Here is a 25,151-nt window from a genome sequence, read left to right as displayed (position 1 = left end):
AAAAAATGATAGTAAGGTTAATTTTGTGATTGAAATGGATAAAGCATAAGCAAATAACCTTTTTATTAAAAAAATCACTGGACAGCATGCTATTAAATCCGTACTATCCTCACCCGCAACGGCGTTAAGCGCCCGTAGCTCAGCTGGATAGAGCGCTGCCCTCCGGAGGCAGAGGTCTCAGGTTCGAATCCTGTCGGGCGCGCCATTTAATGCGTGCTCTGCTACGGTGTAGTAGATTAGTGTTGTATCCAATTTATTGGATTTTTAAAGATTTTATGGTGGCTATAGCTCAGTTGGTAGAGCCCCGGATTGTGATTCCGGTTGTCGTGGGTTCGAATCCCATTAGTCACCCCATATTTGTTTTATGCAGCTTGCGAGGGTGGCGGAATTGGTAGACGCGCTAGCTTCAGGTGTTAGTATCCTTACGGATGTGGGGGTTCAAGTCCCCCCTTTCGCACCATAATATAAATAAGTTTTAAAAATTACATAAAAAACATCATTAAAATAGAGATTGTTTTATTTTCGGCGAGTAGCGCAGCCTGGTAGCGCAACTGGTTTGGGACCAGTGGGTCGGAGGTTCGAATCCTCTCTCGCCGACCAAATTTTCAAGAAACCCTGCAATTTTTGCAGGGTTTTTTCTTTGTAGCTCCTGCGTGCGACAATGGCAATCTCACAATATTTAATCCGGGTTTGTTTTTTCTCTTTTGTGCCTAGCATGGCTCATTCATGCGCGTGAAAGTCTCGTCATAAGCCGCTCACCACAAATTAAGTAAAGTGCAACTGCATGCGGGCCAAAATGTCCAGTTGTCGCTTCTCACATAACCTCAATTTTTCGAACCATCCGGTGTGAAGCTACATGCTGGGTGGTCTGGCAGGTATCGGTTAGATATCTATCTGTTCTTATGCCGACTATATCTTTATATTTAGCTAAATAAATGAGTATGGATAAATCCGTTTATACTGGTTATCTGAGAATGCCTATTTTTCCAATTTTTATAGCGAAATAATGGCATAATTGTATTTAAAATGTTGTTTTTTGTATTTATAAAAGTTTGTCGTATTTTAACAACAAACTTAACTTTTAATGTCTCAATATAGAGACATCTTATTGCATGAAAAATAAAGAAAAAATATAAATATTTCTATAGCGTCTCTAAAGAGAGACAATCTAGCACTGGTTATTGTGGGTTATGGCAATCAAAATAAGTAAAATTATTTTGTCAAAAGGCAATCAATCGTTATTTGGTGAATATTTATTCAATAATAGCAATAAAAAGAGTGTCTTTGAGTAAAAAAATGATTTTGGCATGAATTATGCCTTAGATAGAGTGTAGATGCTCATCCAGCTTCTTGTGATAGCGTTTCGCATCATAAACTATAGGATGACGCAGAGCCAATTTAATGTGCCTATTGTCCACGTTATCGATGCAATAATATCCATCACCAACCGGACGCAACGTTGAGTGAGGCACAATCCGTCTGTAGACCTGATTGTATTTTGACACCTATCTTTTGATAGGTGTTTTTTTATCTTATTAATTTTTTAACAAAGTTAAAATTTCATCCAATAGGAATTATTGAATGTGATAATTGATGCTATTTAATTTAAATAGTTTTACGTTATTAATGTCAATTTAATCGGTGAAAGTAAAAAGCCTCTGAAAGTTAGAGGCCGAGGTTAAAACAATAGAGATAGAGTTAGCCATCAACTTTCATGCTTTAATGAAAAAAGTAAGCCATGTTGGCGAATTTGTGCAGCTTCTTCAGCTTTATGTTGTTTATCTAAAGCATCAGCAAGCCAGGCAAAGTCGTGAGCATCAGGACGTTGTGCTAAAGCAGATTTAAAGTATTTTTCCGCTTCTTGCCACTCAGCATGCTGTAATGCAAGTTGACCTAAAGTACTATTTAGTAGGGGAGTGGCACCACCAGACTGTTTTATTAGATTGTGCAGGATTTTATTCATAGCTTTGCTATCGCTGATTTGTAAACGAGGAACCAGCAATAGAAGATGTTCATCATATTGCTGTTTTAATCCATCAATAATAATTTTTTCCGCTGCTTCGCTATCGTCACATTCAATAAGACGAGCAGCAACGATCGATTGTAGTACCGGATCATGACGTATTTTACGTCCTTGAGACCGCCACCAATCTTTTAGATTTTCGCTGCCACCTTCAGCCGTATATTGATTAATCAAACCTTTATAAGCGTCTTTGCGTAATTTATCGATTTCTTCTGCACTATATAACTTTTCTTTTTGCATAATGGGCAAAAGTTCAATAAGCGCTTGATAAGCCCCGCAACGCCGATAAGCTTGTTCTGCCATTCTTAAAACTTCAGGGTGGCGCGGAGCCTGATCCAGTAACTTGTCAACACCGTGACGTGCGGCATAAATTTTATTTTCGGCCAGTTGTATACGCACACGCGTAATATCAACAGGAAGTTGATGGTTACCGGCGACTTCTGCTGCGCGCTCAAGATATTGATTGGTACGATATTCATCTCCGCGCTGTTGAGCGGCTTCAGCTGCCAGTAGATAGTTAACAACCGGTTGTTCGGCATAGTCAGCATGGCGTGTCAGTAATTTTTCAACTTGTGAAAAATCACCTTCTGCTAATTTTAGTAATGCTTTTTGCGTTTGACTATGCGCTTTATGATATTTACGGCCTTTTAACCAATTATGGGTAAATGATGTCGTGCCGCGAATACGACGATAGCACCAGCCAAGAAAACAGAAGATAAATTGTAAAATAATAAAACAGATGACTAAACCGGTTACACTGGTTTCAATATCGTAGTTGTTGGTTTGGATAAGGACATAGCCTTGATGGCCTGCGACATTGGGACCAATAATGATGCCAGCAATCAGTACAATAAAAAGGATCAGTACTTTTATCATGCAGCTCTCTCCTGCGCGGTTTTATTGCTTGGCTTCACCGCCTCTTCTGTTGGTGTAGGTGGCGCTATTTTTATGTCATGATTTGTTTTCTTTTCATTAGTTGGTTGATTTTTTTGCGGTATGGGTGTTGCAGAAGAAGGGATTTGTCCTTGAATACGTTTTTGTAACGCTTTATCGAGCAATAATAAACTTTTTAATTCACTGGGAATATCCATTGTAATGGATTGTTCAATTAGCTTATCGACTTCGGTAAGGAAGGCTTTTGTTGCCGCATCGTTGGTATTGAAGTAGATCCGGATCCAAGTTGAAACTTGCTCTAAAGATTGTTTATAAATTTGCTCTTGATAGCGAGGTACCGCTTGGGCGGCAATCAGTAGCTGAGCTCGAATATTGGCGCGTAGGTAAATATCCTGATTAGGTGCAAGTAAAGGGGTCTCATGAGAATCTCTACGACGAATGGTAATAAAATTTTTACTAAAATTTTTCCAACTTTGACTAAGATTTTGTTTCCAATCAGCAATATTATTGGAAAGTTCTGTACTATCTTCATCCATGGGTTTGCCATCTGGGGCACTATCATTTATACGTAAATTATCAATATCACTGCTAAGTTGATTAAGTTTTAAAATAATTCCCTCATAATCAATTTGGCTAATGGCTGATAGCACACTAATATCACTATTAATTGTTTTTCGGATCTCAATTAAATTAGGATCATTCATTTCAGCCAGGCTTGCATCAGCACTTTTCAATAAAGCAATTGCCGTAACGGGATCATTATCATTCCAAAGTTTACGGCCGGCCATTTTGGCTAAGAAATCAGCTTGGGCCAGTAGCCAGCGTTTTACATCTGTACTTGAAAGTGTGGTGATTTGTGCTTGTAATTCTTCGATCCGCTGTTCAAGTTGCTGCTCATATTCTTTTTTATCTAACTGGGTAATACGCTGAGATTCAACCAATTGGTTAATTTGCTGTTTTTCTGTTTCTTGTTGACGTAGTAGTTCACTTATTTGTTGTTGCAGTTCACTACTTTCATTGACGACTTGTTGATGTTTAAGATTAAGATAATAATAGAAACCACCACCCAGTATGATAATAAGTACGAGAGTAATTATACTACCAAACAGACCAGAACGCTTTTGTTTATCAGAGACACCATTTTTGGCTGTAGATTGCGTTGCTGTTTTTGAGGCATTTGATGTGTTTTCATTTGCCTCATTCGGTTTATTCTGTTCCGTCATAATTAATATCTCAATATCGGTTTACATTAATGCCTGAATTAAAGCATCATTATTAGCACTTTTGGCTACTTTTACTGATTGCCATCCAAATTGGTAAGCAGTACTAGCCAAACGTTCACTGACAACAATTAAATGGCGAGAAAGCAACCAAGGTTTAACATCATCCATAATTAAGTTAAATAATAAATGCAACATTTCGCCACTGGTAACAATTATTGTACTAATATTTGCCTGTTGCCATTGTAACTGGAAAGTTTGTCGATCATATTTTATTGGTTGACGTTGATAACACTCACAATAATCAATATGGCTTCCGCGCGATTTTAATGTTGCGGCGAGTAGTTCACGTCCACCATTACCTCGCAATAACAAAGATTTTTTGCCTAGAAGTGATTGTAAACCAGGTAATTCAAGTAATGTTTCACTAGTTTCACCTTTATGAGATGAATGAATAGGCAAATTAGTTAATTGGTGAAAAGCTAATGCTGTTGAGTCCCCTATACCATAATAGGATAGCGTATCAGGCCATTTTCGTCCTGTTAAATGAAGCGCTGAATTAGCATGCCATACCGCGTTTGGTGATAGAAAAAAAACCCGATCACCGTTAGTTAGGCTGGCTAATTTACTCGGCAGAAGATTCAGTTCATTACCTGGCATAATTTCAATTAGTGGGGCATGAAAGGCCATTTTTCCTACTGACTTAATAAGCCGAACAAGTGTTTCACCGCTGGGGTTTGGTCTGGTGACCAATATACTCATCGAGAAAATGCTCCTGGGAAAATTTTGTTAAGAATTTGTTTGGCGCCATTATTGAGTAACTCTTCTGCCAGTTCAATGCTCGCTTGTTGAGCATCTTCTGGTTTAAAATATCTTTCTGCACGAATAATTTGACTTCCATCGGGCGTACCAACCAGTGCTCTAAGCCAAATTTGTTTATTTTGCCAAATAGCATAGCTACCTATTGGGAGTTGGCAGCCACCTTGCAATCGATTATTGACGGTTCGTTCTGCTTGAATACAGATAGCAGTATCATGATGATGTAACGGCGCTAGAAATTGTTGTGTGTGGTAGTCATCAAGGCGGCATTCTATACCAATAGCGCCTTGCCCAACGGCAGGTAAAGAGTGCTCAGGTGGCAGAGGCATACGTATACGTGTTTCTAAATTAAGACGTTTTAGACCAGCCACAGCGAGAATAATACCATCGTATTCACCATTGTCTAATTTACTTAGCCGTGTTCCAACATTACCACGCAGATCTTGAATAACTAAATGGGGATAAATATGACGTAGTTGGCATTGGCGTCGCAGGCTTGATGTTCCTATAATACTGCCAACTGGCAACGCATCAAGGGAATCATACTGATTGGATACAAAAGCATCACGAGGATCTCCTCGCTGGCAAATAGCTATTAATCCTAAGTTATTAGGGAAAGTAGCGGGGATATCTTTTATGGAATGAACAGCAATATCAGCCCGATTTTCTAGTAGTGCGTTTTCTAATTCTTTGACAAAAAGCCCTTTGCCACCAATTTTAGCCAGAGGGGTATCAAGTAGAATATCACCTTGAGTACTCATGGGAATAAGTTCGATCGTTAGTGTTGGATGATGTTTTTCTAGTTGTGTTTTTACGTAAATCGCTTGCCACATTGCTAATGGACTTTTCCTTGTTGCGATACGCAGTGTTTGTATTGACATGTTTTTATTTTTCTTAGGTAGTTAGATTATGAGTGAATTATAAAGGAAAGGTAGCCAGTTTTAACATTTTGGTAAGTTTTTTTCCAGTTAAAGCTGTTTGCTTAATAAATATAGCTAATGTATAGCACAGCTTGTAGACAGAAAGAAGGAGGGTTACAATAGCGGCAAAATGATTTTTTGTTATTGAATGGAAGCAAATAAATATATGTTTAATTAAAATTTTTATATTTATTTGAATATTTATTATTGAAAACAATTATAAAAAATTTAATAAGAAAATTTAACTAATTGTCTTCTTTTTTTATACAGATCATCTATTTGAAATTCTTAGAAACGAAAAAGATTTTTTATGTAAAAGAATGGAAAGCATTTAGTGTGAAAAATAAACAGTTAATGTAGAGGTAATGTACTTTACGCTTTTGGTACAAAATGTTAAATTGATCACGTTTTTAGCAACCTATTCAAAAAGCTTATCGCTGTTATTGTTCCCTAATAATAAAGGAACCAATGGCTGAGTTAAGGTTATTCATTTTTTAAAGTTTAATTCAGGCAAAACTTTTGTATCTTTATATTGAGACACTGAAGCAAAGATTGGATGCGATCAATCAATTACGACTGGAACGAGCATCATCTTCTATGAATGAAGCGTTCAAGCATGTATATGGATTGCTGCCAGTTTTATTAAATTATCATCATCCCATCTTACCTGGTTATATTGAAGGTAATGTACCTGCTGGTGTCTGTTTTTTTGCGCCTGATGCTCAACAAATTAATTGGTTAAAGCAGTTTGAGGCATATCTCTTTTGTGAACTATCCTCACAGCAAACCAATGGGGAATTACCTATTACAGGTATCTATTCCATGGGAAGTACATCATCAATCGGGCAAAGTGATATTTCTGATTTGGATATTTGGGTATGTCATCAATCATGGTTAGATCAAGAAGAAAGACAGCTTTTACAAAAGAAATGTACATTAATTGAACAATGGGCATCCTCACTTGGTATAGATGTTACTTTCTTTTTAATTGATGAAAATCGTTTTCGCCACCCTACAAGTGGTAGTCTAAGTGGCGAAGATTGCGGAACGACCCAACATATATTGCTATTGGATGAATTTTATCGTACAGCGGTTCGTATGGCTGGGAAACGTTTACTATGGATGATGGTTCCCGCAGAAGAAGAAACTAATTACGATGAATATGTTTTATTGTTGTATGCTCGAGGAGTCCTAACCCCAAATGAATGGTTAGATTTAGGTGGCTTAGGTGAATTATCGGCTGAAGAATATTTTGGTGCTAGTTTATGGCAACTGTATAAAAGTGTTGACTCACCTTATAAAGCTGTGTTGAAAAGTATTTTACTTGAAGCTTATTCCTGGGATTATCCGCGTGGTATGTTGCTAGCAATGGAATTTAAGAAACATTTACATGCAGGAGAAATTGTTTCTTATGGCTTAGATGCCTATTGTTTAATGTTACAACGAGTTACGCGTTACTTGATGGAAATCGGTGATTTTAAGCGTCTTGATTTAATTCGTCGCTGTTTTTACCTCAAAGTTTGTGAAAAATTGTCGGGTGAAAACAATAATTCTGCGAGTCGTAGTTGGCGAAGGCATGTGTTATCACAGCTTGTTACTTCATGGGAATGGAGTAAGGAGCGATTAGATATCCTCGACAAGCGTAATTATTGGAAAATAGAGCAGGTTCGAGATGCGCATAATGAGTTACTTGATACCATGATGCAAAGTTATCGTAATCTTATTCGCTTTGCTCGTCGTAATAATTTACGAGTTAGTGCAAGTCCACAAGATATTGGAGTGTTGACGCGCAAGTTGTATGCAGCCTTTGAAGTATTACCAGGCAAAGTCACTTTGGTTAATCCGCAAATTTCGCCAGATCTATCTGAAAGTCATCTCACTTTTATTTATGTTCCTGCCGGACGCGCGAATCGCAGTGGTTGGTACTTATATAATAAGGCGCCAACGATAGATTCTATCATTGGACATCAACCGTTAGAATATAACCGTTATCTTAGTAAATTAGTGGCATGGACTTACTTTAATGGTTTATTGACAGAGCAATCTCATATTTATATTCATAACGGTGGATCACAATGTGATGAAAATAAATTACATCAATTTGTTAATGATATAACCACCAATTTTCCTCTTCGTTTACTGGCACCCACACCAAAAGCTTTATATAGTCCTTGTGAAATTCGCCATTTAGCCATTATTGTTAATTTAGAGAAAGATCCGACAGCAGTTTTTTCTGATCAAATAATTCATTTTGATTTACGTAAATTAGACATATTGAGTTTTGGTGATCCTCCGCAATGCTTAGTCAGCAGTATTGATCTACTGTATCGCAACTCTTGGAATGAGGTGAGAACACTGCATTTCTCCGGTGAGCAATCTATGTTAGAAGCATTAAAAACGATTTTGGGTAAAATGCATCAAGACGCTGAGCTACCAGATGTGGTTGAAGTTTTTTGTTATAGCCAACATATGAGAGGGTTGATTGGTACACGTGTTCAACAGCTGGTTTCAGAATGTATTGAACTCCGCCTATCAAGTAGTTGTAGTGATTCAGGGCGTTTCAAGGCATTACGTATTGCAGGTCAAACCTGGGGATTATTTTTCGAGAGATTGAATGTCTCAGTGCAGAAATTGGAAAATGCCGTCGAATTTTATGGTGCAATTTCTAATAATAAATTACATGGCTTACCGATAAAATTGGATGTCAAAGAAACTTATCATTTACCGTTAGTTGTTGATGGTTATGCTAGTGAAGGGATTGTACAATTCTTTTTTGAAGATACAGAAGAAAATCATGGTTTTAATATCTATATTTTAGATGAAAAAAATCGGGTGGAAATTTATTCACATTGTGAAGGAAACAAAGAAGAACTTGTTAGGGATGTAAGCCGTTTTTACTCATCTTCCCATTATCGTTCTACCTACCGCGCTAATTTGGTCAATTTTAATTTACCGCAATTTTATCAGATAATAAAAGTAGAAGATAAAAATCAAGTCATTCCTTATTTGACTGGCTCATTTTCTAATTCACAATTCAATGAGAATGTCTGTCGTGAAGAGTCGGGCGTTAGTTTTTATATCCATTAATGATAAAGAATGATATTTGTTTATTTTAGTAGTTAGAGATCAAATAAAAATGGTTCTACGCTTTGCTCACTAATCGCATAGGCTAATATTTGGATAAAATTTTTATTGCTGCGAGCACAATACCAATTGTCTGTTTTATAGTTAAAGTGGTAACCACCAGAGCGAGTAGCTAGCCATATTTGATGGAGTGGTTCTTGGCGGTTGATAATAATTTTACTATCATTTTCGAAGGTTAGCGTCATAATACCGCTATGTATTTCGCAATCAATATCATTATTACCATCATATTGATCAATTTGTTCTTCTATTCTATCCATCAATTTATCAACCAGTTGATGAAATTCAGTGTCTGTCATCGTCAATTTCCTATTTGCTTTTCTGCGCCTAACTGCGATTATAGATTATAAAAGATAATGATTTAAGAATGCAGGCTTTAACATAATGAAAAAATTAATTTGGCTATTTGTGACATCGATATTATTAACCCTACTTTCTGCCTGTGGTTTGAAAGGACCACTCTATTTTCCAGCAAAAGCAACAGCGGAGCAAAAGACTGAAAGCACGATATCGTCTAAAGAAACAGAACATCAATCGACATAGACAGAAACACTTCGCAAATAGATGAATAAATAAAAAGATAGCCAATTGATTATGATGGAGTAGAAAATGCAATTCTCCAAAATGCATGGTTTGGGTAACGATTTTATGGTGGTAGATGCCGTCACCCAAAATGTTTATTTTTCTCCTGAGCTTATTTGTCGTTTATCAGATCGACATACAGGGATTGGATTTGATCAGCTTTTAGTGGTTGAAGCACCTTATGATCCTGATCTTGACTTTCATTATCGTATTTTTAATGCCGATGGTAGTGAAGTAGCTCAATGTGGTAATGGTGCTCGCTGTTTTGCCCGTTTTGTTCGTCTTAAAAAACTGACAAATAAACGCGATATCAAGGTAAGTACTCAATCTGGTAGATTGACATTATCGGTAGCAGAAAATGAAGATGTTTGTGTCAATATGGGAGTTCCAGAGTTTGAGCCAAATAAAGTACCTTTTAAAGCGCAAAAAGCTGAGAAAACTTATATAATTAGAACTCAACAACAAACAATATTGTGTGGAGTCGTTTCTATCGGCAACCCTCATTGTGTATTACAGGTCGAGGATATTGACACGGCTGACGTGGCTTTATTGGGACAGATACTTGAAAAACATGAACGTTTCCCTGAGCGGGCTAATATAGGATTTATGCAGGTTATTGATCATGAACACATTCGATTACGTGTATATGAGCGTGGTGTTGGAGAGACACAGGCTTGTGGAAGTGGTGCCTGTGCTGCTGTTGCTATCGGTATTCAGCAAGGTTTATTAAGAAAAAATGTCCGTGTGGATTTACCTGGTGGCATGCTAAAAATTCGTTGGAATGGATTGGGTCATCCTCTATTTATGACTGGCCCAGCGACACATGTTTATGATGGTGTTATTCATTTCTAGGTTTTGTCTGGTTAAAAGGTCTTTTATTATGGATAAAAAAGAAGCAGCATTTGATCCTCAACCGGTGCTAGATGATCAGACTGTCGTGGAATATCTGAAAAGCAATCCTCATTTTTTTATTCGCAATGCCGCTGCTGTTGAACAGATACGGGTTCCTCATCCTGTTCATCATGCGGTTTCATTAGTTGAATGGTCTATGAAGCGTCAACGAGTTTATATCCAAAATCTAGAACAAGATATGCAACTATTAGTTGAGCAGGCTCGCAATAATGAAATACTCTTTAATCGACTGTTAAAATTAGTTATTCAGCTATCAACGGCAGATGATTTTGCCGATTTTCAACAACGTTTATATGCCTGGTCAAGAAGTTTTGGTTTGAGTGGTGCTTATATTCGCTTGTTTAGTGATTGTTGGCAACTAGGTGTACCGATGGATGCACAAAAGGTTATGATTTCACGTCAAGCTTTTGAGCCTGTCCGTATTCAGCGATTTGGTGAAAAAAATCACTATCTTGGTACGTTAAATAATCCGGAAATAATGTTATTAATGCCAGATGCAGAACATGTAGGCTCGGTGGCTGTTTCTTTATTAGGACTTTATGGTAATTTAGGGATGGTGATCTTTACTAGTCGTGATATTCAACATTATCAAAAAGGTATGGGAACGACCATGCTAGACCATTTAGCCAAATTATTACCCGATTTGCTTTTGCGTTGGGTAACACGGGCATGAATGCAACACGGCAAAGCTTGCAGCAACGAATTGACGGTTTTTTACGTTACTTACATGTGGAACGGCAGCTAAGCCCAGTGACGATTATTAATTATCAACGTCAGTTAGCCGTATTAGTGGATATGGCTCTAGATATGAATATCAACGATTGGACACAATTAGAGATATCACATGTTCGTATGATGGTTGCAAAGAGTCGTCGACAAGGATTGCAGGCAGCGAGTCTTGCTTTACGTCTTTCGTCATTAAGAAGTTTTTTAGATTGGTTAGTTGGGCAGGGCATAATAACCGCTAATCCAGCTAAGACAGTCAAAACGCCAAAAAATAAACGGCATTTACCTAAAAATATCGATGTAGATGAAGTTAATCAATTGCTAAATATAGATTTAGCGGATCCTCTATCCGTACGTGATAGAACCATGTTGGAAGTGATGTATGGTGCAGGATTACGTTTATCTGAGCTAGTTAATTTGAATTGCCAACATCTGGATTTACAAAGTGGTGAAGTTCGGGTTATGGGAAAAGGCAGTAAAGAGCGCAAAGTACCATTAGGACGTATAGCTGTAGAATGGTTAGTTCGTTGGCTTGAGATGCGTCAGCAATATGTTAAGCAAGACGATGCGGTTTTTATCTCAATACAAAGAGGCAAACGGATTTCCGCTCGTAATGTACAAAAGCGTTTTGCGTTATGGGGAATTCGTCAGGGGGTTAGAAGTCATATTCATCCTCACAAACTTCGTCACTCTTTTGCCACTCATATCTTGGAATCAAGCGGAGATTTGAGGGCAGTTCAAGAGTTACTAGGACATGCTAATCTATCCACTACTCAAGTTTATACTCATTTAGATTTTCAGCATTTAGCCAAGGTTTATGATGTTGCTCATCCAAGGGCAAAAAGGGAGAAACCTTGAATGCGCTTTTATCGGCAATTAGCCCCTATTGCGGCAATTACTTTTGATTTGGATGATACACTATATGATAATCGTCCCGTTATAGATAAAACTGAACAGGAGCTGTTAAATTTTATTCGTTGTTATGACCATCGCTTTAGTAAGCTTCAATGTGCCGATTTAAAAAACTATCAAACGTTAATTGTTAATCAGTATCCTGAAATTTATCATGATGTCACACAGTGGCGCTGGTTAGCAGTGAAAGCATTACTCTGTGATTATGGTTACGATCGAGCAAGATCTGCTGGTGGTGCTGACGATATAATGGCACACTTTTCTTATTGGCGTAGTCAAATCGTCATCCCCGAATTAACCCACCAAACCTTATCTACCCTAGCCGAAAAAGTCCCATTAGCGGTCATTACTAATGGCAATGCAGATCCTTATGCTTGCGGATTAGGCGATTATTTTCAATTTGTATTAAAAGCGGGGCCAGATGGACGCGCTAAGCCGTATAGTGATATGTATTATCTTGCTGCGCAGAAATTTAATATTGTATTGGATAAAATTTTGCATGTAGGAGATGATTTAACTACAGATATTCAAGGTGCTTTACAAAGTGGCATGCAAGCTTGTTGGATCAATATTAACAATAGCAACTTACAAACTGCCCATGAGTATGACATATTGCCTCATGTTGAGATAACCGGTTTGGCTTCACTCATTACGCTGATATAATCTTCTTATCTGGTTAAAAACACAGTAGTGATTTATTGACTGCTCTCTTAATTTAATGGTAACCATGAACGCCTCATATTTACTTGAAAACTTAAATGATAAGCAACGCGAAGCCGTTGCCGCACCTAGAACCAATATGCTAATACTTGCCGGCGCTGGTAGTGGTAAAACACGGGTACTAGTTCATCGAATAGCTTGGTTACTGGCGGTTGATAAGGTTTCACCTTTCTCTATTATGGCGGTGACGTTTACTAATAAAGCGGCGGCTGAGATGCGTCATCGTATTAATGCATTATTAGGTAGTGATCAAGGCGGTATGTGGGTAGGAACTTTTCATGGCCTAGCGCATCGTCTGCTGCGAGCGCACTATTTGGATGCCAATTTACCGCAAGATTTCCAAATTTTAGATAGTGATGATCAATATCGCTTATTACGTAGAATTATCAAAGCCCTCAATCTAGATGAAAGTAAGTGGCCACCACGTCAGGCTATGTGGTATATCAATGCAAAAAAAGATGAAGGCTTGCGGCCACAGCATATCGAAAGTTATGGCAATCCAACAGAAGCGACTTGGCTGCGAGTTTATCAGGCTTATCAAGAAGCCTGTGATCGGGCAGGATTAGTAGATTTTGCTGAACTTTTATTGCGTGCCCATGAGTTGTGGCTGAATAAACCGCATATACTACAACATTATCGTGATCGTTTTACCAATATTCTGGTTGATGAATTTCAAGATACTAATAGTATCCAGTATGCCTGGATACATATTTTAGCGGGTAATACCGGTAAGGTGATGATTGTGGGTGATGATGATCAGTCAATTTATGGTTGGCGTGGTGCACAAGTAGAAAATATTCAACGTTTCTTACAAGATTTTCCAGCTGCGGAAACTATCCGGCTTGAACAAAATTATCGTTCGACTAACAATATCTTGAAGTCGGCTAATGCACTGATTGCTAACAATAATAACCGGTTAGGAAAAAATCTATGGACAGAAGGGGCTGATGGTGAACCTATCTCGCTTTATTGTGGCTTTAATGAGTTAGATGAAGCGCGTTATGTTGTTAGTCGCATTAAGCAATGGCATGAGAAAGGTGGCGCTTTGAAACAGTGCGCAATTCTTTATCGTAGCAATGCCCAATCACGTGTAATTGAAGAAGCCTTGTTGCAGTCTTCAATGCCTTATCGAATTTATGGCGGCCAACGCTTTTTTGAGCGGCAAGAAATTAAAGACGCACTCTCTTATTTACGTTTGGTTGCCAATCGCAATGATGATGCATCATTTGAACGAGTGGTTAATACACCTACTCGTGGCATAGGAGAACGAACATTAGACACTGTTCGTCAGGTAGCACGCGAAAAACAACTCACGCTTTGGGAAAGTTGTGAATATTTATTAAGAGAAAAAGTTCTTGGCGGCCGGGCGGCCGGGGCGATTGAACGGTTTCTTGAGTTAATTGATGCATTGGCTAAAGAAACGATGGATATGCCATTACATGTTCAAACAGATCGTGTGATCCGCGATTCAGGCTTGCGCGCAATGTACGAACAGGAAAAAGGCGAAAAAGCGCAAGCGCGTATTGAAAACCTTGAGGAGTTAGTCACTGCTACTCGCCAATTTAGTTATCAAGAAGAAGATCAAGATCTCATGCCACTGCAAGCATTTTTGTCTCATGCTGCATTGGAATCGGGTGAAGGACAGGCGTCACTACATCAGAATGCCGTTCAGTTAATGACACTACATTCGGCAAAAGGCCTAGAGTTTCCACTAGTCTTTATTGTTGGTATGGAAGAAGGTATGTTTCCAAGCCAGATGAGTGTGGAAGAGAGTGGACGGCTGGCAGAAGAACGGCGCTTAGCTTATGTTGGATTGACACGAGCGATGGAAAAATTGACGCTGACTTATGCGGAAAGCCGTCGATTATATGGTAAAGAAGTTTACCATCGTCCTTCACGTTTTATTGCTGAATTACCCACAGAATGTATTGAAGAAGTTCGTTTACGTGCAACAGTTTCACGCCCTATTAGTCATCAACGACTTGGTACTCCTATTAATCGAAATGATAGTGGATATGCATTAGGCCAACGGGTTCGTCATCCTAAGTTTGGTGAAGGAACTATTATTAATTTGGAAGGGGATGGTGAGCGTTGCCGCTTGCAGATAGCTTTTCAGGGCGAAGGGATCAAATGGCTGGTTGCTGCTTACGCCAAATTAGAGTTGCAATAACGGAACAGATTATTGTTTGAAAGAGGAAGCATTTTGTTATTAATTAATTCTCTTTGGGGTTCTAAAGGAGGCACCATAATATGCTGCTGGCATTTAAATTAGACAACCATCGTTTGTCTCGTCTTGAACTTGATGAAGGTGAAAAACTGACAGATGCTGTATGGGTGGATTTAATGGAGCCTGATGAGAAAGAGCGTCAAACTGTGCAAACTGAATTGAAACAATTATTAGTAACCCCATCTGAACTAACCGATATTGAAGCATCGGCGCGCTTTTTTGAGGATGAAGATGGTTTACATATTCATTCATTTTTTTATTATCAAGATAGCGATGAACATGTTAGTAATTCGACGGTTGCTTTCACATTTCGTGATGGTCGCTTATATACATTACGGGAGCGTGATCTGCCGGCTTTTCGTTTGTATCGTATGCGTTCAAGAAGTCAAAAGCTGATCGATGCTAATGCTTATGAGTTATTTTTAGATTTATTTGAAACCAAAATTGAACAACTTGCTGATGTAATAGAAAATATTTATAGCGTATTAGAATCGTTAAGCCGAATTATTCTGGAAGGTAAACAAGGAGATGAACTTGATAGCGCGCTTTCTAATTTAGCAGAACAAGAAGATATTGGCTGGAAAGTGCGGTTATGTTTGATGGATAGTCAACGAGCATTAAATTTTTTGATCCGCCGTGCAAGATTGCCGGCAGGTCAGTTAGAGCAGGCAAGAGATATTTTACGTGATATTGAATCACTGTTACCCCATAATGAATCGCTATTTCAAAAAGTAAACTTCCTTATGCAAGCGGCGATGGGTTTTATTAATATTGAACAGAGTCGTATTATTAAAATTTTCTCTGTTGTTTCTGTGGTTTTTTTACCGCCAACACTGGTGGCGTCCAGTTACGGTATGAATTTTGAATTTATGCCAGAATTAGGATGGCGTTTTGGCTATCCGGCAGCAATAATATTAATGATTATCGCCGGGTTGGCACCCTATCTTTATTTTAAACGTAAGAATTGGCTCTGAATTTATCAGATGATTAAAGAAAACTTGAGTACAATGTAAGGCCAACTTGATAACTTAAACTTCATAAGGTGTTTATTTAAAATAGATTTTATGGTTTGTTAGCCTGGTTATTTTAACCCACTAAGTAAGTGGCTATGCCAGTTGCAATATGTTGATTCTCTTCATTATGTAATTCGGCTCGGGCAACGGAGATCTTATTACCGGTGCGAATGATTTTTCCACTTGCAATAAATTTTTTACCACGGCCTGGATGCAAGTAATTAATATTTAAATCGATGGTGCCAATGGTTGATAAGCGTTTTTTGAGCACTTCTTTTGAAAATGAAGTCATTCGATTTAATACATTACCAATGCAAACTAAGCCGCTAGCGACATCTAACACTGAAGCGATGACACCACCATGTAAGATCTGCTGTTCAAAGTTTCCTATCAATCCTGGTTTGTGGTTAAAAACCAATTTGATCTGGGTTTTATCAAAGGATAGCACCTCAAGACCTAATAATTGGTTGAATGGCATCTCATGAATAAATTTTGCAATGATAAGTTTCTGTGCTTCGTCTAATGTAAAGGCAGGCGTATTCATAAATATTCTCTTATTATTAGCTATTATGTTAATTACTGGTTGATACTATGCAAAGATTGACGGTTTTTCTATGATTTGTTTCATAAACTGGCAAAAATAAATGGTTAGTTAGCACGGAGTGAGCTTTTTTTTCTAACGTTTTATTTTTTTAGCGGAAACTAATGAGATGCTGTAATTCTTATCAGAGTCAGGTAGCATATATTTATTTACCGCTTTTTATCAAAATTGATTAGTCACGTTTATTAAGGATACCAGTGTCTACTGCGGAAATTATCAATATTACATCCCTGGCTCGGCAAGTATTGCAGCAGATTTTTGGTTATCAGCAATTTAGGCCAGGCCAAGAACAAATTATTAATACTATACTTACAAAGCAGGATTGTTTGGTCGTCATGCCAACCGGAGGAGGAAAATCTCTCTGTTATCAAATACCCGCTTTAATTTTACCCGGCTTAACAATAGTGGTCTCCCCCCTAATTTCATTAATGAAAGATCAAGTTGATCAGCTTTCTCAGTATGGTATTGAAGCCAGTTATCTTAATTCAAGCCAAACTGGGCAACAGCAAAAGCAGGTAATCGAGCATTGTCGTCAAGGTGAAATAAAATTACTTTATATTGCCCCAGAACGGTTGGTTATGGATAATTTTCTTGATCAATTGGCGAAATTAAATCCGGTTTTATTGGCTGTGGATGAAGCCCATTGTATTTCTCAGTGGGGACATGATTTTCGTCCTGAATATCGAGCATTAGGGCAATTGCGGCGTCGTTTTCCGCAGTTACCAGTTATTGCCTTAACAGCCACGGCGGATCAAACAACGCGTAATGATATTATTCATGGGCTTGAACTGTGTAAACCACTAGTCCATATTAGCAGCTTCGATCGACCTAATATTCGTTATACTTTAGTAGAAAAATATAGGCCTTTTGATCAGCTTTGGTTTTTTATCAAAGGACAAAAGGGTAACAGTGGTATTGTTTATTGCAATAGTCGCAGTAAAGCTGAAGAGACCGCTGAGCGATTGCATAAACGCGGCTTAAGTGCGGCGGCTTATCATGCTGGTCTTGATAATACACAACGGGTCAAAGTACAGGATGCTTTTCAAAAAGATGACTTGCAAGTGGTGGTGGCAACGGTAGCATTTGGTATGGGAATTAATAAATCTAATGTCCGTTTTGTCGTCCATTTTGATATTGCCCGTAATATAGAATCTTATTATCAAGAAACGGGCAGAGCTGGGCGTGATGGCTTAGCTGCAGAGGCAATATTATTTTATGATCCTGCTGATTTATCTTGGTTGCGTCGTTGTTTAGCGGAAAAGCCTGCCGAACAATTGCAAGAGATTGAACGTCATAAATTGAATGCTATGAGCGCTTTTGCCGAGGCGCAAACCTGTCGCCGGCTAGTATTGTTAAATTATTTTGGTGAAAATCGGCAGCAACCTTGTGGTAACTGCGATATTTGTTTAGATCCACCGAAACGGTATGATGGCCTAATTGATGCTCAGAAAGTACTTTCTTGTATTTATCGAACAGGGCAGCGTTTTGGTATCGGCTATATTGTTGACATTTTGCGCGGAGCCAATCATCAACGTATCCGTGAATTTGGCCATGATAAGTTGCCAGTTTATGGCTTAGGCAAAGAACAGAGCCATGAGCATTGGGTGAGTGTCTGTCGACAACTTATTCATATGGGGTTAGTGAGCCAAAATATTGCCCATTTTTCAGCATTACAATTAACAGAAGCAGCTCGACCGATATTGCGTGGCGAGGTGCCATTGCAACTGGCTGTTGCTAGAGTTTTATCGAAAAAAAGCCGTAATCAGCAAAATAAAAACTACCAAAGCCATTATGATAAAAAATTATTTGCTAAATTACGTCAATTGCGAAAAGTGATTGCGAATGAAGAAAATATTCCACCTTTTGTAGTTTTTAACGATGCCACTTTAATAGAGATGGCGGAGCGATTTCCTGTTCAACCGAATGAATTACTGTTGATTAATGGCGTTGGCCAAAGAAAATTAGCGCGATTTGGAGACGCATTCATGACATTAATTCGCGATCATTTGGCTGGTTTTGAATGAATTGAGGAGTAATTATGACGCCTAACATGCTAAAAGCGAGTTGGCTGACACGTGAATCTCAGTTTTTAGCTTTTACTAATGGTCCGCTTTTAGATTTTTGGAAGATGCGTGATGAAGCGGAATTTATTGGCGTCGATAATATTCCTATTCGTTATGTAAAACTTTGTTCGGCTCAGCATGATAAAGCGATTGTTATTTTGCCCGGACGTAGTGAAAGTTATGTAAAATATCCTGAAGTTGCTTATGATTTTTTTCATCTTGGTTATGATATTTTTATCATAGATCATCGTGGACAAGGCCGATCGGGCAGAATGTTGGCTGATCCTCAAAAGGGACATGTCGAAAAATTTACTGATTATATTGATGATTTTGAATCTTTTATCACTCTTGAAATCAAACCGCGCTACTATTCACGTCGTTATGCACTTTCCCATTCAATGGGAGGGGCTATTCTTGGTGGCTATCTGCTAAGAGATAGTCTAACTTTTAATGCCGCGGTTTTATGTGCTCCGATGATGGGCATTAATTTACCGGTCTCACGTTGGTTGGCAAATTTTATCATTCAATGTGCTGAAGCGAGCGCTAATACCCGTGATGATTATGCAGTATCAACAGGTAAATGGCAGCCATTACCCTATATTATTAACATATTGACCCATAGTTATGAACGTTATCGGCGTTATTTACGTTATTATGCCGATTATCCTGAATTACGTATTGGTGGTCCAACTTATCATTGGATTGGAGAAAGCCTGCAGTTTTGTACCAGCTTAATTGAAAAAGCAGGAGAAATTGAGGTTCCGCTTATGCTATTACAAGCGAGTGAAGATAAGGTTGTTAGCAATCGGGATATTCAGAAATTTTGTGTCGCTCGACAAAAAATGCAGATGGCAAGAGAGGAAAAGCTACCTTTAATTATCGAAGGGGCAGACCACGAAATATTATTTGAAAACGACGCGTTACGTGCTATGGCACTTAATGCAATTTGTGATTTTTTTGATCAACATTGATTAACCAAGGAAAAACAATGACGTATTCTGTTGTAGCTTCAGATTTAGATGGTACTTTACTATCTCCTGACCACACTTTACCGCTTTATACAAAAGAAACGTTAAAATTATTAGCAGAAAAAAATATTCATTTCATTTTTGCTACGGGTCGCCACTATATTGATGTTGATCAGATCCGTAATGGGTTAGGTATTAATGCTTATATGATCACATCTAATGGTGCTAGGGTACATAATACTAATGGCGAGCTTATTTTAAAGCATAATGTTGATCCTGATATTGTTCATGAGCTCTGTCTAATGGAGTTTGATAATCCAAATATTCTGACAAACTACTATTCTAGCAATACTTGGTTAATTAATCGGGAGAGCCCAGAACAAAAAGCATTTTTTCAAGAGTCTGTTTTTCACTATCAACTTTTTGAGCGTAATAATTTTTCGACGACTGATGTGAGCAAAGTCTATTTTACTTGTGAAGATCATCAGCAATTACTGTTATTGCAGGAACAAATAAGAAATCGTTGGGGCGATCGTGTCAACGTTAGTTTTTCATTACCCTGTTGTCTAGAGGTTATGAATGGTAGTGTTTCCAAAGGAAATGCACTAAAGCAGGTAGCTGAGTTATTAGGCTATAATTTGCGGGATTGTATCGCTTTTGGTGATGGAATGAATGATTATGAAATGTTAACGATGGCGGGGAAAGGCTGCATTATGAAAAACTCACATCAATTATTGCGAGATAATTTACCTGATATGGAAATAATTGGTTCTAATGAAGAAGAAGCCGTTTCCTATTATTTGCGTCGACTTTATAGTGGTATCTAAATATTTGCTGCACATACAAACCATGGAAATTGAGGTTACGAAAATTCACTTTAGAAAATAACAAAATAATTTATTATTAATTTGCTAAAGTGATTTCGTTTTTTAATTAAAGCAATAAGTTTATTAATAATGAATTTTTAAAATTTATTATGACTTATATTTATAGTATGGGAAATAAATTGCTTAAATCTATTTTTGATTTTTACAGTGCGAAATAAAGGGATACTAAGATTAACTATTATCTTAGTATAATTTTTGAAGCGTTAGTTATAAAAAGGAGCTGGCAATATGAGAAAATTAATTCTGGTATTTACGTTAGGAATATTGAGTTATGGTTCTTTAGTATCTGCTGATATAACAAATACAAAATCTGATGTAATAACGCAATTACAGCAATTAGCTGAACAAGGTAGCGATAAAGCTCAGTATGAATTGGGGGAAAAATATTTTCGTGGACAAGGAATTTCTCAAGACTTCAAACAGTCTGTTATTTGGTATTTAAAATCTGCTGAATTAGGTAATGCAGATGCGCAGTTCAGGCTTGCTACCATGTATGTTAATGGTTTTGGTGTTAGGCGTGATTATGATCAAGCAATCGAATGGTACCAAAGGGCAGCAATCCAACAGCATGTTCGCGCACAAAGCAATATGGCTACTATGTATGCTCATGGATTAGGGGTAAAACGAAATTTACCGGAAGCGGCATATTGGTTTGAACAAGCATCAAAAGGTGGGTATGCATTAGCACAATTTAATTTGGGTTTAATGTATAGTATTGGCAACGGTGTGATAAAAGATTACAAAAAAGCTGTCTATTGGTTCAAGCACGCAGCTAAACAGGGGTATGCTAAAGCTCAGGATCGTTTAGGTGTCATGTATGCAGAGGGACATGGTGTTAATAAAGATAATAAAAAGGCCTATGCATGGTTAGCTACCGCAGCTTGTAATGGTAATAAAGAAAGTCAAAAATTTCATGATAAGATCGGTAAATTGTTTTCTGATAAAGAAATGAAGGCAGCAGAGGCATTAGCTGAACGTTATATTAAAAAATACCCCACCCGAATTGATTAAAAATAAATTAACAAATCACTATATCAGATCCGTTATATTCTAAAATAATATTATATTTATATTAAAAATAAATATGATATATTTTATTCAAATTTTATGCGATTTATTCCTATTATTTAACGGCAAAAGTTCATTACAGTTTACAATTCTCCGGCTTTTCTTGCCGGGTTACGCCTGGATGTATTTTTTGTTGTACTTCGTAATAGATTATTACTGGCAATATCAATTCGGGCTTGAAAGGGAGGAAATGGTAGTGTAATGCCATGCTGAGCAAAACCAATTAATATATTTTGATGAACTTCATTGCGGGCTGGCATCCTATGCCCCATTTCTGCCGCAAAGATACGTAATTCAAAGATTTGAATACCTTGTTGTAAATCAACCAGATATACCTCAGGTGCTGGGTTAGTTAAAATCATAGGTGTTTTTTCAGCGGCATCTAGTAAGATTTGACTGATCTTGGCGCTATCTACATCTGTGGGTGCAGGAATGGTTAAAACGATACGAGTGATGGTATCGGATAACGACCAGTTAATAAATTGCTCGGTAATAAATGCCTTATTAGGAACAATAATTTCTTTGCGATCCCAATCTGTCAAGGTTGTTGCCCTAGTGTTGATTTTGGTGATGCTACCCGTTAAGTCACGAATAGTGACGGTATCGCCAATACGAATTGGTTTCTCAAATAAGATCATTAAACCTGAAATGATATTAGTAAAAATTTCTTGTAGACCAAAACCTAGCCCAACGCCCATAGCAGCAATTAACCATTGCAGTTTTGACCACTCAATTCCGAGCATCGAAAATGCGACTAAGCTACCTATAAGCGCAATAGTATATTTAGTCAAAGTAGTGATTGCATAACCTGTTCCCGGAGTTAAATCAAGGTGTTGTAACAGGGCAAGCTCCAATAATGCCGGCAAATTTCTAATTAGCTGGGTAGTAATTATAATAATAAGAATAGTAATAAAGAGAGAACTGAGGGTAATAGGTTGAATAGTATCTACACCATTAACCGTAGTAGTTACATTCCAAAGCCGGACATTTTCCAGAAAAGAGAATGCTGAATGTAGTTCAGACCAAATTAAAATCAGTGAAACTAACGCTATCATGGTGAGAATAGAGCGCACTAGACCCAAAGATTGGGCACTGATTGTATCTAAGTCAATTGTACTTTCTTCAATATCGACTAAGGCTTCGCCACTACTATTAATATTACTATTATTGTCACCTTCATCCTTTGCCCGTTGAGCGAGAATATCAGCGCGCCGCTGTTTTGCTCTTTCAAACGCAATTTTACGCCGTTGGATAGACATCCAGCGGCGGATAATGTGATAAATAATTAGTAAAAAAAACCAGATTGCAACAGAGGTTTCTAGCCTGGCTAAAAGTTCTTCCGATGTTGACAGGTAACCCAATAGTGCCGCAACCGCAGAAAAAATTGGTGCGATGATCAGTAATAACCACAATATATTACTAATCGCATTCTCGCCCGAGCCGTGGCGATCTAAATAAAGAGGCACGCCAACTCGTTTGAGATTATGGGTAATCAAACTTAGCGCAATACAGAGTAATAAGAAGCATAATCTACCTAAGCTTGGGGCAAATTCACGGTCATTATAATATTCAAACGTAATCAAGGCCATCATTAACGGCACTATGACAAAAACTGATAGTTGATAATAACGCATCGCTCTTTTTACGTTTTCTTCTGACCAACCAAAATGAGAAATAAATAATCCATTTGGCAGTGCAAAAGTGGCACTAATCATAAAAACCCATAAAACCGGTGTTGTCGCTCTCACTCCAGAGCCAATAGCTGTCGCCATTGGAAATTGCCAGGCGCTTTGCAGGCCGTAACCAATCGCTGACCATAAGATAGGTAAAGGAAGTGCGATGAGAATAGACCAAAATACGGTTCGTAAGGTTAGAGCAAAGCGATCCTGGGTTACTTTACCGATACGTGTGCTCGCGCGAAGCAGAAAATTATTATAATGCTGATGAGTACTAATGCTGAAAATGACGATAGCAACAGCAGCCAGCAGGTACAGCAAACTATCCTGGCTGGCGAAGATAACTCTAATTGCTCCGCTGAGTTGAGATAGTGTATCTAACGATAGTAAGCGCGTCAGATCTTTTACTATCGTTATCGGATAGTTAAGATTTATAGGATCGGTATCCGCGATCCAGAACATATAACGATGGGTTGCATCTTTGATATCTGTTAATGCATCGGTTAATTGGGTTGCTGCAACGTTGAGCTTGGTTAATTCCAATATTTCACTGTCATAACCAGAAATTATTGAGCTTAATAATTCTTTCCGGGTTTGGATGAGTGAATCATAAATTTGCTTTTGTTCTACGGTGAAATTTTTTGTTTCGGCTTGCTTCTCTTCGTTCTCTTTATTGTTGGGGTTAAGATTTTCCAACATATCTTGGTACTTCAGGCGATCAATGCGCTTGTTGACAATTTCTCTGTCAATTTGCTGATTTTTTGGGATTTCAGGCAAATGGTACAACTGAGCGCGTAGTGCTTCACCCAAAGTAGTTGAACCGCTTAACCATTGGGCTTGCTCGCGAATGGTGCCAAGTGCTTGGCGAACGGTTAGTATATCACTGGAAGTTTGGCGTTGCCTTTGTTCAATATCATTTATTCTGTATGCTTGTTCATTAAGCCGTTGTGATAATTTACGATTTAGTTGCAATTGTTCTGTTAAAAATTGGGGAAGTTCTCCTCCTTGAGCAGCAAGCATTTCAGTGTGTTTAAGTGCCAGTTGCGCTTTCTGTTGGCGTTGAAAGTTTAGATGATTTCGCAGTTGTTGAAGCTCTTGATCGATTTGCTGATAACGTTTTTTAAAAAGCTCGATGCGTAAGCGTGCAATTTCTTGGCGATTATTGGCTGAAAGCTGTGCTATTTCTAGTTCATTGGTTTTTGACTTTCTTGCCGTAACTTCTGTTTGCGCTAAGTTATATTGTGCTTCAGCTAAAGGAGAAACCGGAACAGGCAGGGATTCTAGTCTTACAATAGAGTCAGAAAGCAGGCGGCGAGCCTCTAATAATTGTTGAGGCAAGGTTAAAAGTGAGTCGCTGATTTCACGATTTCTATCCTGTTCTTGCTGAATTTGTCTGCCTTGCTCAAGTAATTGACTACTCGCTTGCACAATACGTTGCTCAAGTTCCAGAATAGTTATATTGGTTGGTATAGTAACTGTTTTATTGCTTTCAATAAGAAACTGTTGTTGTAATTCTTTTATGATTTTGGGGAAATTATCAATGGTTTCTTGATAAGCGCGGGTTTTTTTCTCTGATTCTTGTGCCTCTGATAACCAATTGAGCGCAACTTGTAATGCCTGAATAATCTCTGCATTTTTGGCATTTTTATTTGCTTCAAGTTGTTTAATCTCTTTTTTAATCTGTATTTCATCAAGATTAATCGCTGCAAATGCAGGTATCGTGATAAATAAGAGACTAAATAGTATGCAGACTATCAGGCGCACAATAGGGTTCCT

General features: G+C 38.0%; 19 protein-coding genes and 4 tRNA genes. 16 read left to right on the top strand and 7 right to left on the bottom strand.

Annotated features, from left to right (window positions below; translation table 11 throughout):
* The first annotated feature begins 128 nt into the window (after nt 1-128).
* From H1X92_RS01595 to H1X92_RS01580, 4 genes are all read left to right on the top strand, one after another.
* Nucleotides 129-205, top strand: a tRNA-Arg gene (locus H1X92_RS01595).
* A gap of 73 nt (nt 206-278) precedes the next feature.
* Nucleotides 279-354 (top strand) — tRNA-His (locus tag H1X92_RS01590).
* Between the two features lie 19 nt (nt 355-373).
* Nucleotides 374-460: transfer RNA gene (locus tag H1X92_RS01585), tRNA-Leu, on the top strand.
* Nucleotides 461-523: 63 nt separating this feature from the next.
* Nucleotides 524-600: transfer RNA gene (locus H1X92_RS01580), tRNA-Pro, on the top strand.
* A 1,105-nt stretch (nt 601-1,705) separates the two neighbouring features.
* Here the strand turns inward: H1X92_RS01580 and hemY are convergent.
* From hemY to hemC, 4 genes are read right to left on the bottom strand one after another with little or no spacing between them, the layout of a single operon-like run.
* Nucleotides 1,706-2,899, bottom strand: a complete 1,194-nt coding sequence (gene hemY, locus H1X92_RS01575) for a protoheme IX biogenesis protein HemY (protein WP_180558562.1) — start codon at nt 2,897-2,899, stop codon at nt 1,706-1,708.
* Nucleotides 2,896-4,140, bottom strand: a complete 1,245-nt coding sequence (gene hemX, locus H1X92_RS01570) for a uroporphyrinogen-III C-methyltransferase (RefSeq protein WP_180558561.1) — start codon at nt 4,138-4,140, stop codon at nt 2,896-2,898. Before hemX ends, hemY begins: the two co-directional genes overlap by 4 nt.
* 21 nt (nt 4,141-4,161) lie before the next feature.
* Complete coding sequence (hemD, locus tag H1X92_RS01565; RefSeq protein WP_180558560.1) at nt 4,162-4,899, bottom strand: uroporphyrinogen-III synthase; 738 nt, start codon at nt 4,897-4,899, stop codon at nt 4,162-4,164.
* Entirely contained in the window at nt 4,896-5,837 is a 942-nt protein-coding gene (gene hemC / locus H1X92_RS01560) for a hydroxymethylbilane synthase (protein ID WP_180558559.1), read from the bottom strand. Before hemC ends, hemD begins: the two co-directional genes overlap by 4 nt.
* Before the next feature lie 558 nt (nt 5,838-6,395).
* On the opposite strand from hemC, the gene H1X92_RS01555 reads away from it, so the two are divergent.
* Nucleotides 6,396-8,963 carry a class I adenylate cyclase gene (locus H1X92_RS01555; protein WP_180558558.1) on the top strand — a complete coding sequence of 856 codons (2,568 nt, stop codon included), beginning with the start codon at nt 6,396-6,398 and terminating at the stop codon, nt 8,961-8,963.
* Nucleotides 8,964-8,995: 32 nt separating this feature from the next.
* Here H1X92_RS01555 and cyaY read toward each other — a convergent pair whose 3' ends face one another.
* Nucleotides 8,996-9,319, bottom strand: a complete 324-nt coding sequence (gene cyaY, locus H1X92_RS01550; RefSeq protein ID WP_180558557.1) for an iron donor protein CyaY — start codon at nt 9,317-9,319, stop codon at nt 8,996-8,998.
* An 85-nt stretch (nt 9,320-9,404) separates the two neighbouring features.
* On the opposite strand from cyaY, the gene lptM reads away from it, so the two are divergent.
* From lptM to corA, 7 genes are all read left to right on the top strand, one after another.
* Nucleotides 9,405-9,563: an LPS translocon maturation chaperone LptM gene (gene lptM, locus H1X92_RS01545; RefSeq protein ID WP_180558556.1), complete on the top strand. Its 159-nt coding sequence runs from the start codon at nt 9,405-9,407 to the stop codon at nt 9,561-9,563.
* A gap of 66 nt (nt 9,564-9,629) precedes the next feature.
* Complete coding sequence (gene dapF / locus H1X92_RS01540) at nt 9,630-10,454, top strand: diaminopimelate epimerase (RefSeq protein ID WP_180558555.1); 825 nt, start codon at nt 9,630-9,632, stop codon at nt 10,452-10,454.
* 28 nt (nt 10,455-10,482) lie between these two features.
* Nucleotides 10,483-11,187 (top strand): DUF484 domain-containing protein, encoded by a 705-nt coding sequence (locus tag H1X92_RS01535; protein ID WP_180558554.1) that lies wholly within the window; start codon nt 10,483-10,485, stop codon nt 11,185-11,187.
* Nucleotides 11,184-12,098 (top strand): tyrosine recombinase XerC, encoded by a 915-nt coding sequence (xerC, locus tag H1X92_RS01530; RefSeq protein ID WP_180558553.1) that lies wholly within the window; start codon nt 11,184-11,186, stop codon nt 12,096-12,098. The genes H1X92_RS01535 and xerC overlap by 4 nt, the downstream gene beginning before the upstream one ends.
* Nucleotides 12,099-12,815 (top strand): 5-amino-6-(5-phospho-D-ribitylamino)uracil phosphatase YigB, encoded by a 717-nt coding sequence (gene yigB, locus H1X92_RS01525; protein WP_180558552.1) that lies wholly within the window; start codon nt 12,099-12,101, stop codon nt 12,813-12,815. It begins immediately after the preceding gene.
* A 55-nt stretch (nt 12,816-12,870) separates the two neighbouring features.
* Nucleotides 12,871-15,042, top strand: a complete 2,172-nt coding sequence (gene uvrD / locus H1X92_RS01520; protein ID WP_180558551.1) for a DNA helicase II — start codon at nt 12,871-12,873, stop codon at nt 15,040-15,042.
* Nucleotides 15,043-15,122: 80 nt separating this feature from the next.
* On the top strand, nt 15,123-16,073 hold the full coding sequence (corA, locus tag H1X92_RS01515) for a magnesium/cobalt transporter CorA (protein ID WP_180558550.1): 951 nt from the start codon (nt 15,123-15,125) through the stop codon (nt 16,071-16,073).
* A 112-nt stretch (nt 16,074-16,185) separates the two neighbouring features.
* Here the strand turns inward: corA and H1X92_RS01510 are convergent, their stop codons facing one another.
* A complete protein-coding gene (locus H1X92_RS01510) occupies nt 16,186-16,656 on the bottom strand; it encodes a thioesterase family protein (protein WP_180558549.1) in 471 nt (156 codons plus the stop codon).
* A gap of 254 nt (nt 16,657-16,910) precedes the next feature.
* Here H1X92_RS01510 and recQ point away from each other — a divergent pair, with 254 nt between their 5' ends.
* The 4 genes from recQ (at nt 16,911) to H1X92_RS01490 (ending at nt 21,642) form a co-directional block, all read left to right on the top strand.
* The gene (recQ, locus tag H1X92_RS01505; protein WP_180558548.1) at nt 16,911-18,737 is read left to right on the top strand and encodes an ATP-dependent DNA helicase RecQ; all 1,827 of its coding nucleotides are present in this window, start codon (nt 16,911-16,913) and stop codon (nt 18,735-18,737) included.
* Between the two features lie 14 nt (nt 18,738-18,751).
* Entirely contained in the window at nt 18,752-19,747 is a 996-nt protein-coding gene (gene pldB, locus H1X92_RS01500; protein ID WP_180558547.1) for a lysophospholipase L2, read from the top strand.
* 17 nt (nt 19,748-19,764) lie between these two features.
* Nucleotides 19,765-20,571: a sugar/pyridoxal phosphate phosphatase YigL gene (gene yigL, locus H1X92_RS01495; protein WP_180558546.1), complete on the top strand. Its 807-nt coding sequence runs from the start codon at nt 19,765-19,767 to the stop codon at nt 20,569-20,571.
* 288 nt (nt 20,572-20,859) lie between these two features.
* Complete coding sequence (locus tag H1X92_RS01490) at nt 20,860-21,642, top strand: tetratricopeptide repeat protein (RefSeq protein WP_180558545.1); 783 nt, start codon at nt 20,860-20,862, stop codon at nt 21,640-21,642.
* A gap of 140 nt (nt 21,643-21,782) precedes the next feature.
* On the opposite strand, the gene mscM is transcribed toward H1X92_RS01490, so the two are convergent.
* On the bottom strand, nt 21,783-25,139 hold the full coding sequence (gene mscM / locus H1X92_RS01485) for a miniconductance mechanosensitive channel MscM (protein ID WP_180558544.1): 3,357 nt from the start codon (nt 25,137-25,139) through the stop codon (nt 21,783-21,785).
* Nucleotides 25,140-25,151 lie beyond the last annotated feature (12 nt).

This window comes from Arsenophonus endosymbiont of Apis mellifera, assembly GCF_903968575.1.
Classification (GTDB): domain Bacteria; phylum Pseudomonadota; class Gammaproteobacteria; order Enterobacterales; family Enterobacteriaceae; genus Arsenophonus; species Arsenophonus apicola.
This window is presented reverse-complemented; position numbering and strand designations above follow the sequence as displayed.

Bases quoted from the DNA above. Each gene is read 5' to 3' on its own strand.
- hemY (WP_180558562.1), bottom strand. From the start codon at position 2,899: ATGATAAAAGTACTGATCCTTTTTATTGTACTGATTGCTGGCATCATT.
- hemX (WP_180558561.1), bottom strand. From the start codon at position 4,140: ATGACGGAACAGAATAAACCGAATGAGGCAAATGAAAACACATCAAAT.
- hemD (WP_180558560.1), bottom strand. From the start codon at position 4,899: ATGAGTATATTGGTCACCAGACCAAACCCCAGCGGTGAAACACTTGTT.
- hemC (WP_180558559.1), bottom strand. From the start codon at position 5,837: ATGTCAATACAAACACTGCGTATCGCAACAAGGAAAAGTCCATTAGCA.
- cyaY (WP_180558557.1), bottom strand. From the start codon at position 9,319: ATGACAGACACTGAATTTCATCAACTGGTTGATAAATTGATGGATAGA.
- lptM (WP_180558556.1), top strand. From the start codon at position 9,405: ATGAAAAAATTAATTTGGCTATTTGTGACATCGATATTATTAACCCTA.
- dapF (WP_180558555.1), top strand. From the start codon at position 9,630: ATGCAATTCTCCAAAATGCATGGTTTGGGTAACGATTTTATGGTGGTA.
- H1X92_RS01535 (WP_180558554.1), top strand. From the start codon at position 10,483: ATGGATAAAAAAGAAGCAGCATTTGATCCTCAACCGGTGCTAGATGAT.
- xerC (WP_180558553.1), top strand. From the start codon at position 11,184: ATGAATGCAACACGGCAAAGCTTGCAGCAACGAATTGACGGTTTTTTA.
- yigB (WP_180558552.1), top strand. From the start codon at position 12,099: ATGCGCTTTTATCGGCAATTAGCCCCTATTGCGGCAATTACTTTTGAT.
- uvrD (WP_180558551.1), top strand. From the start codon at position 12,871: ATGGTAACCATGAACGCCTCATATTTACTTGAAAACTTAAATGATAAG.
- corA (WP_180558550.1), top strand. From the start codon at position 15,123: ATGCTGCTGGCATTTAAATTAGACAACCATCGTTTGTCTCGTCTTGAA.
- H1X92_RS01510 (WP_180558549.1), bottom strand. From the start codon at position 16,656: ATGAATACGCCTGCCTTTACATTAGACGAAGCACAGAAACTTATCATT.
- pldB (WP_180558547.1), top strand. From the start codon at position 18,752: ATGACGCCTAACATGCTAAAAGCGAGTTGGCTGACACGTGAATCTCAG.
- yigL (WP_180558546.1), top strand. From the start codon at position 19,765: ATGACGTATTCTGTTGTAGCTTCAGATTTAGATGGTACTTTACTATCT.
- H1X92_RS01490 (WP_180558545.1), top strand. From the start codon at position 20,860: ATGAGAAAATTAATTCTGGTATTTACGTTAGGAATATTGAGTTATGGT.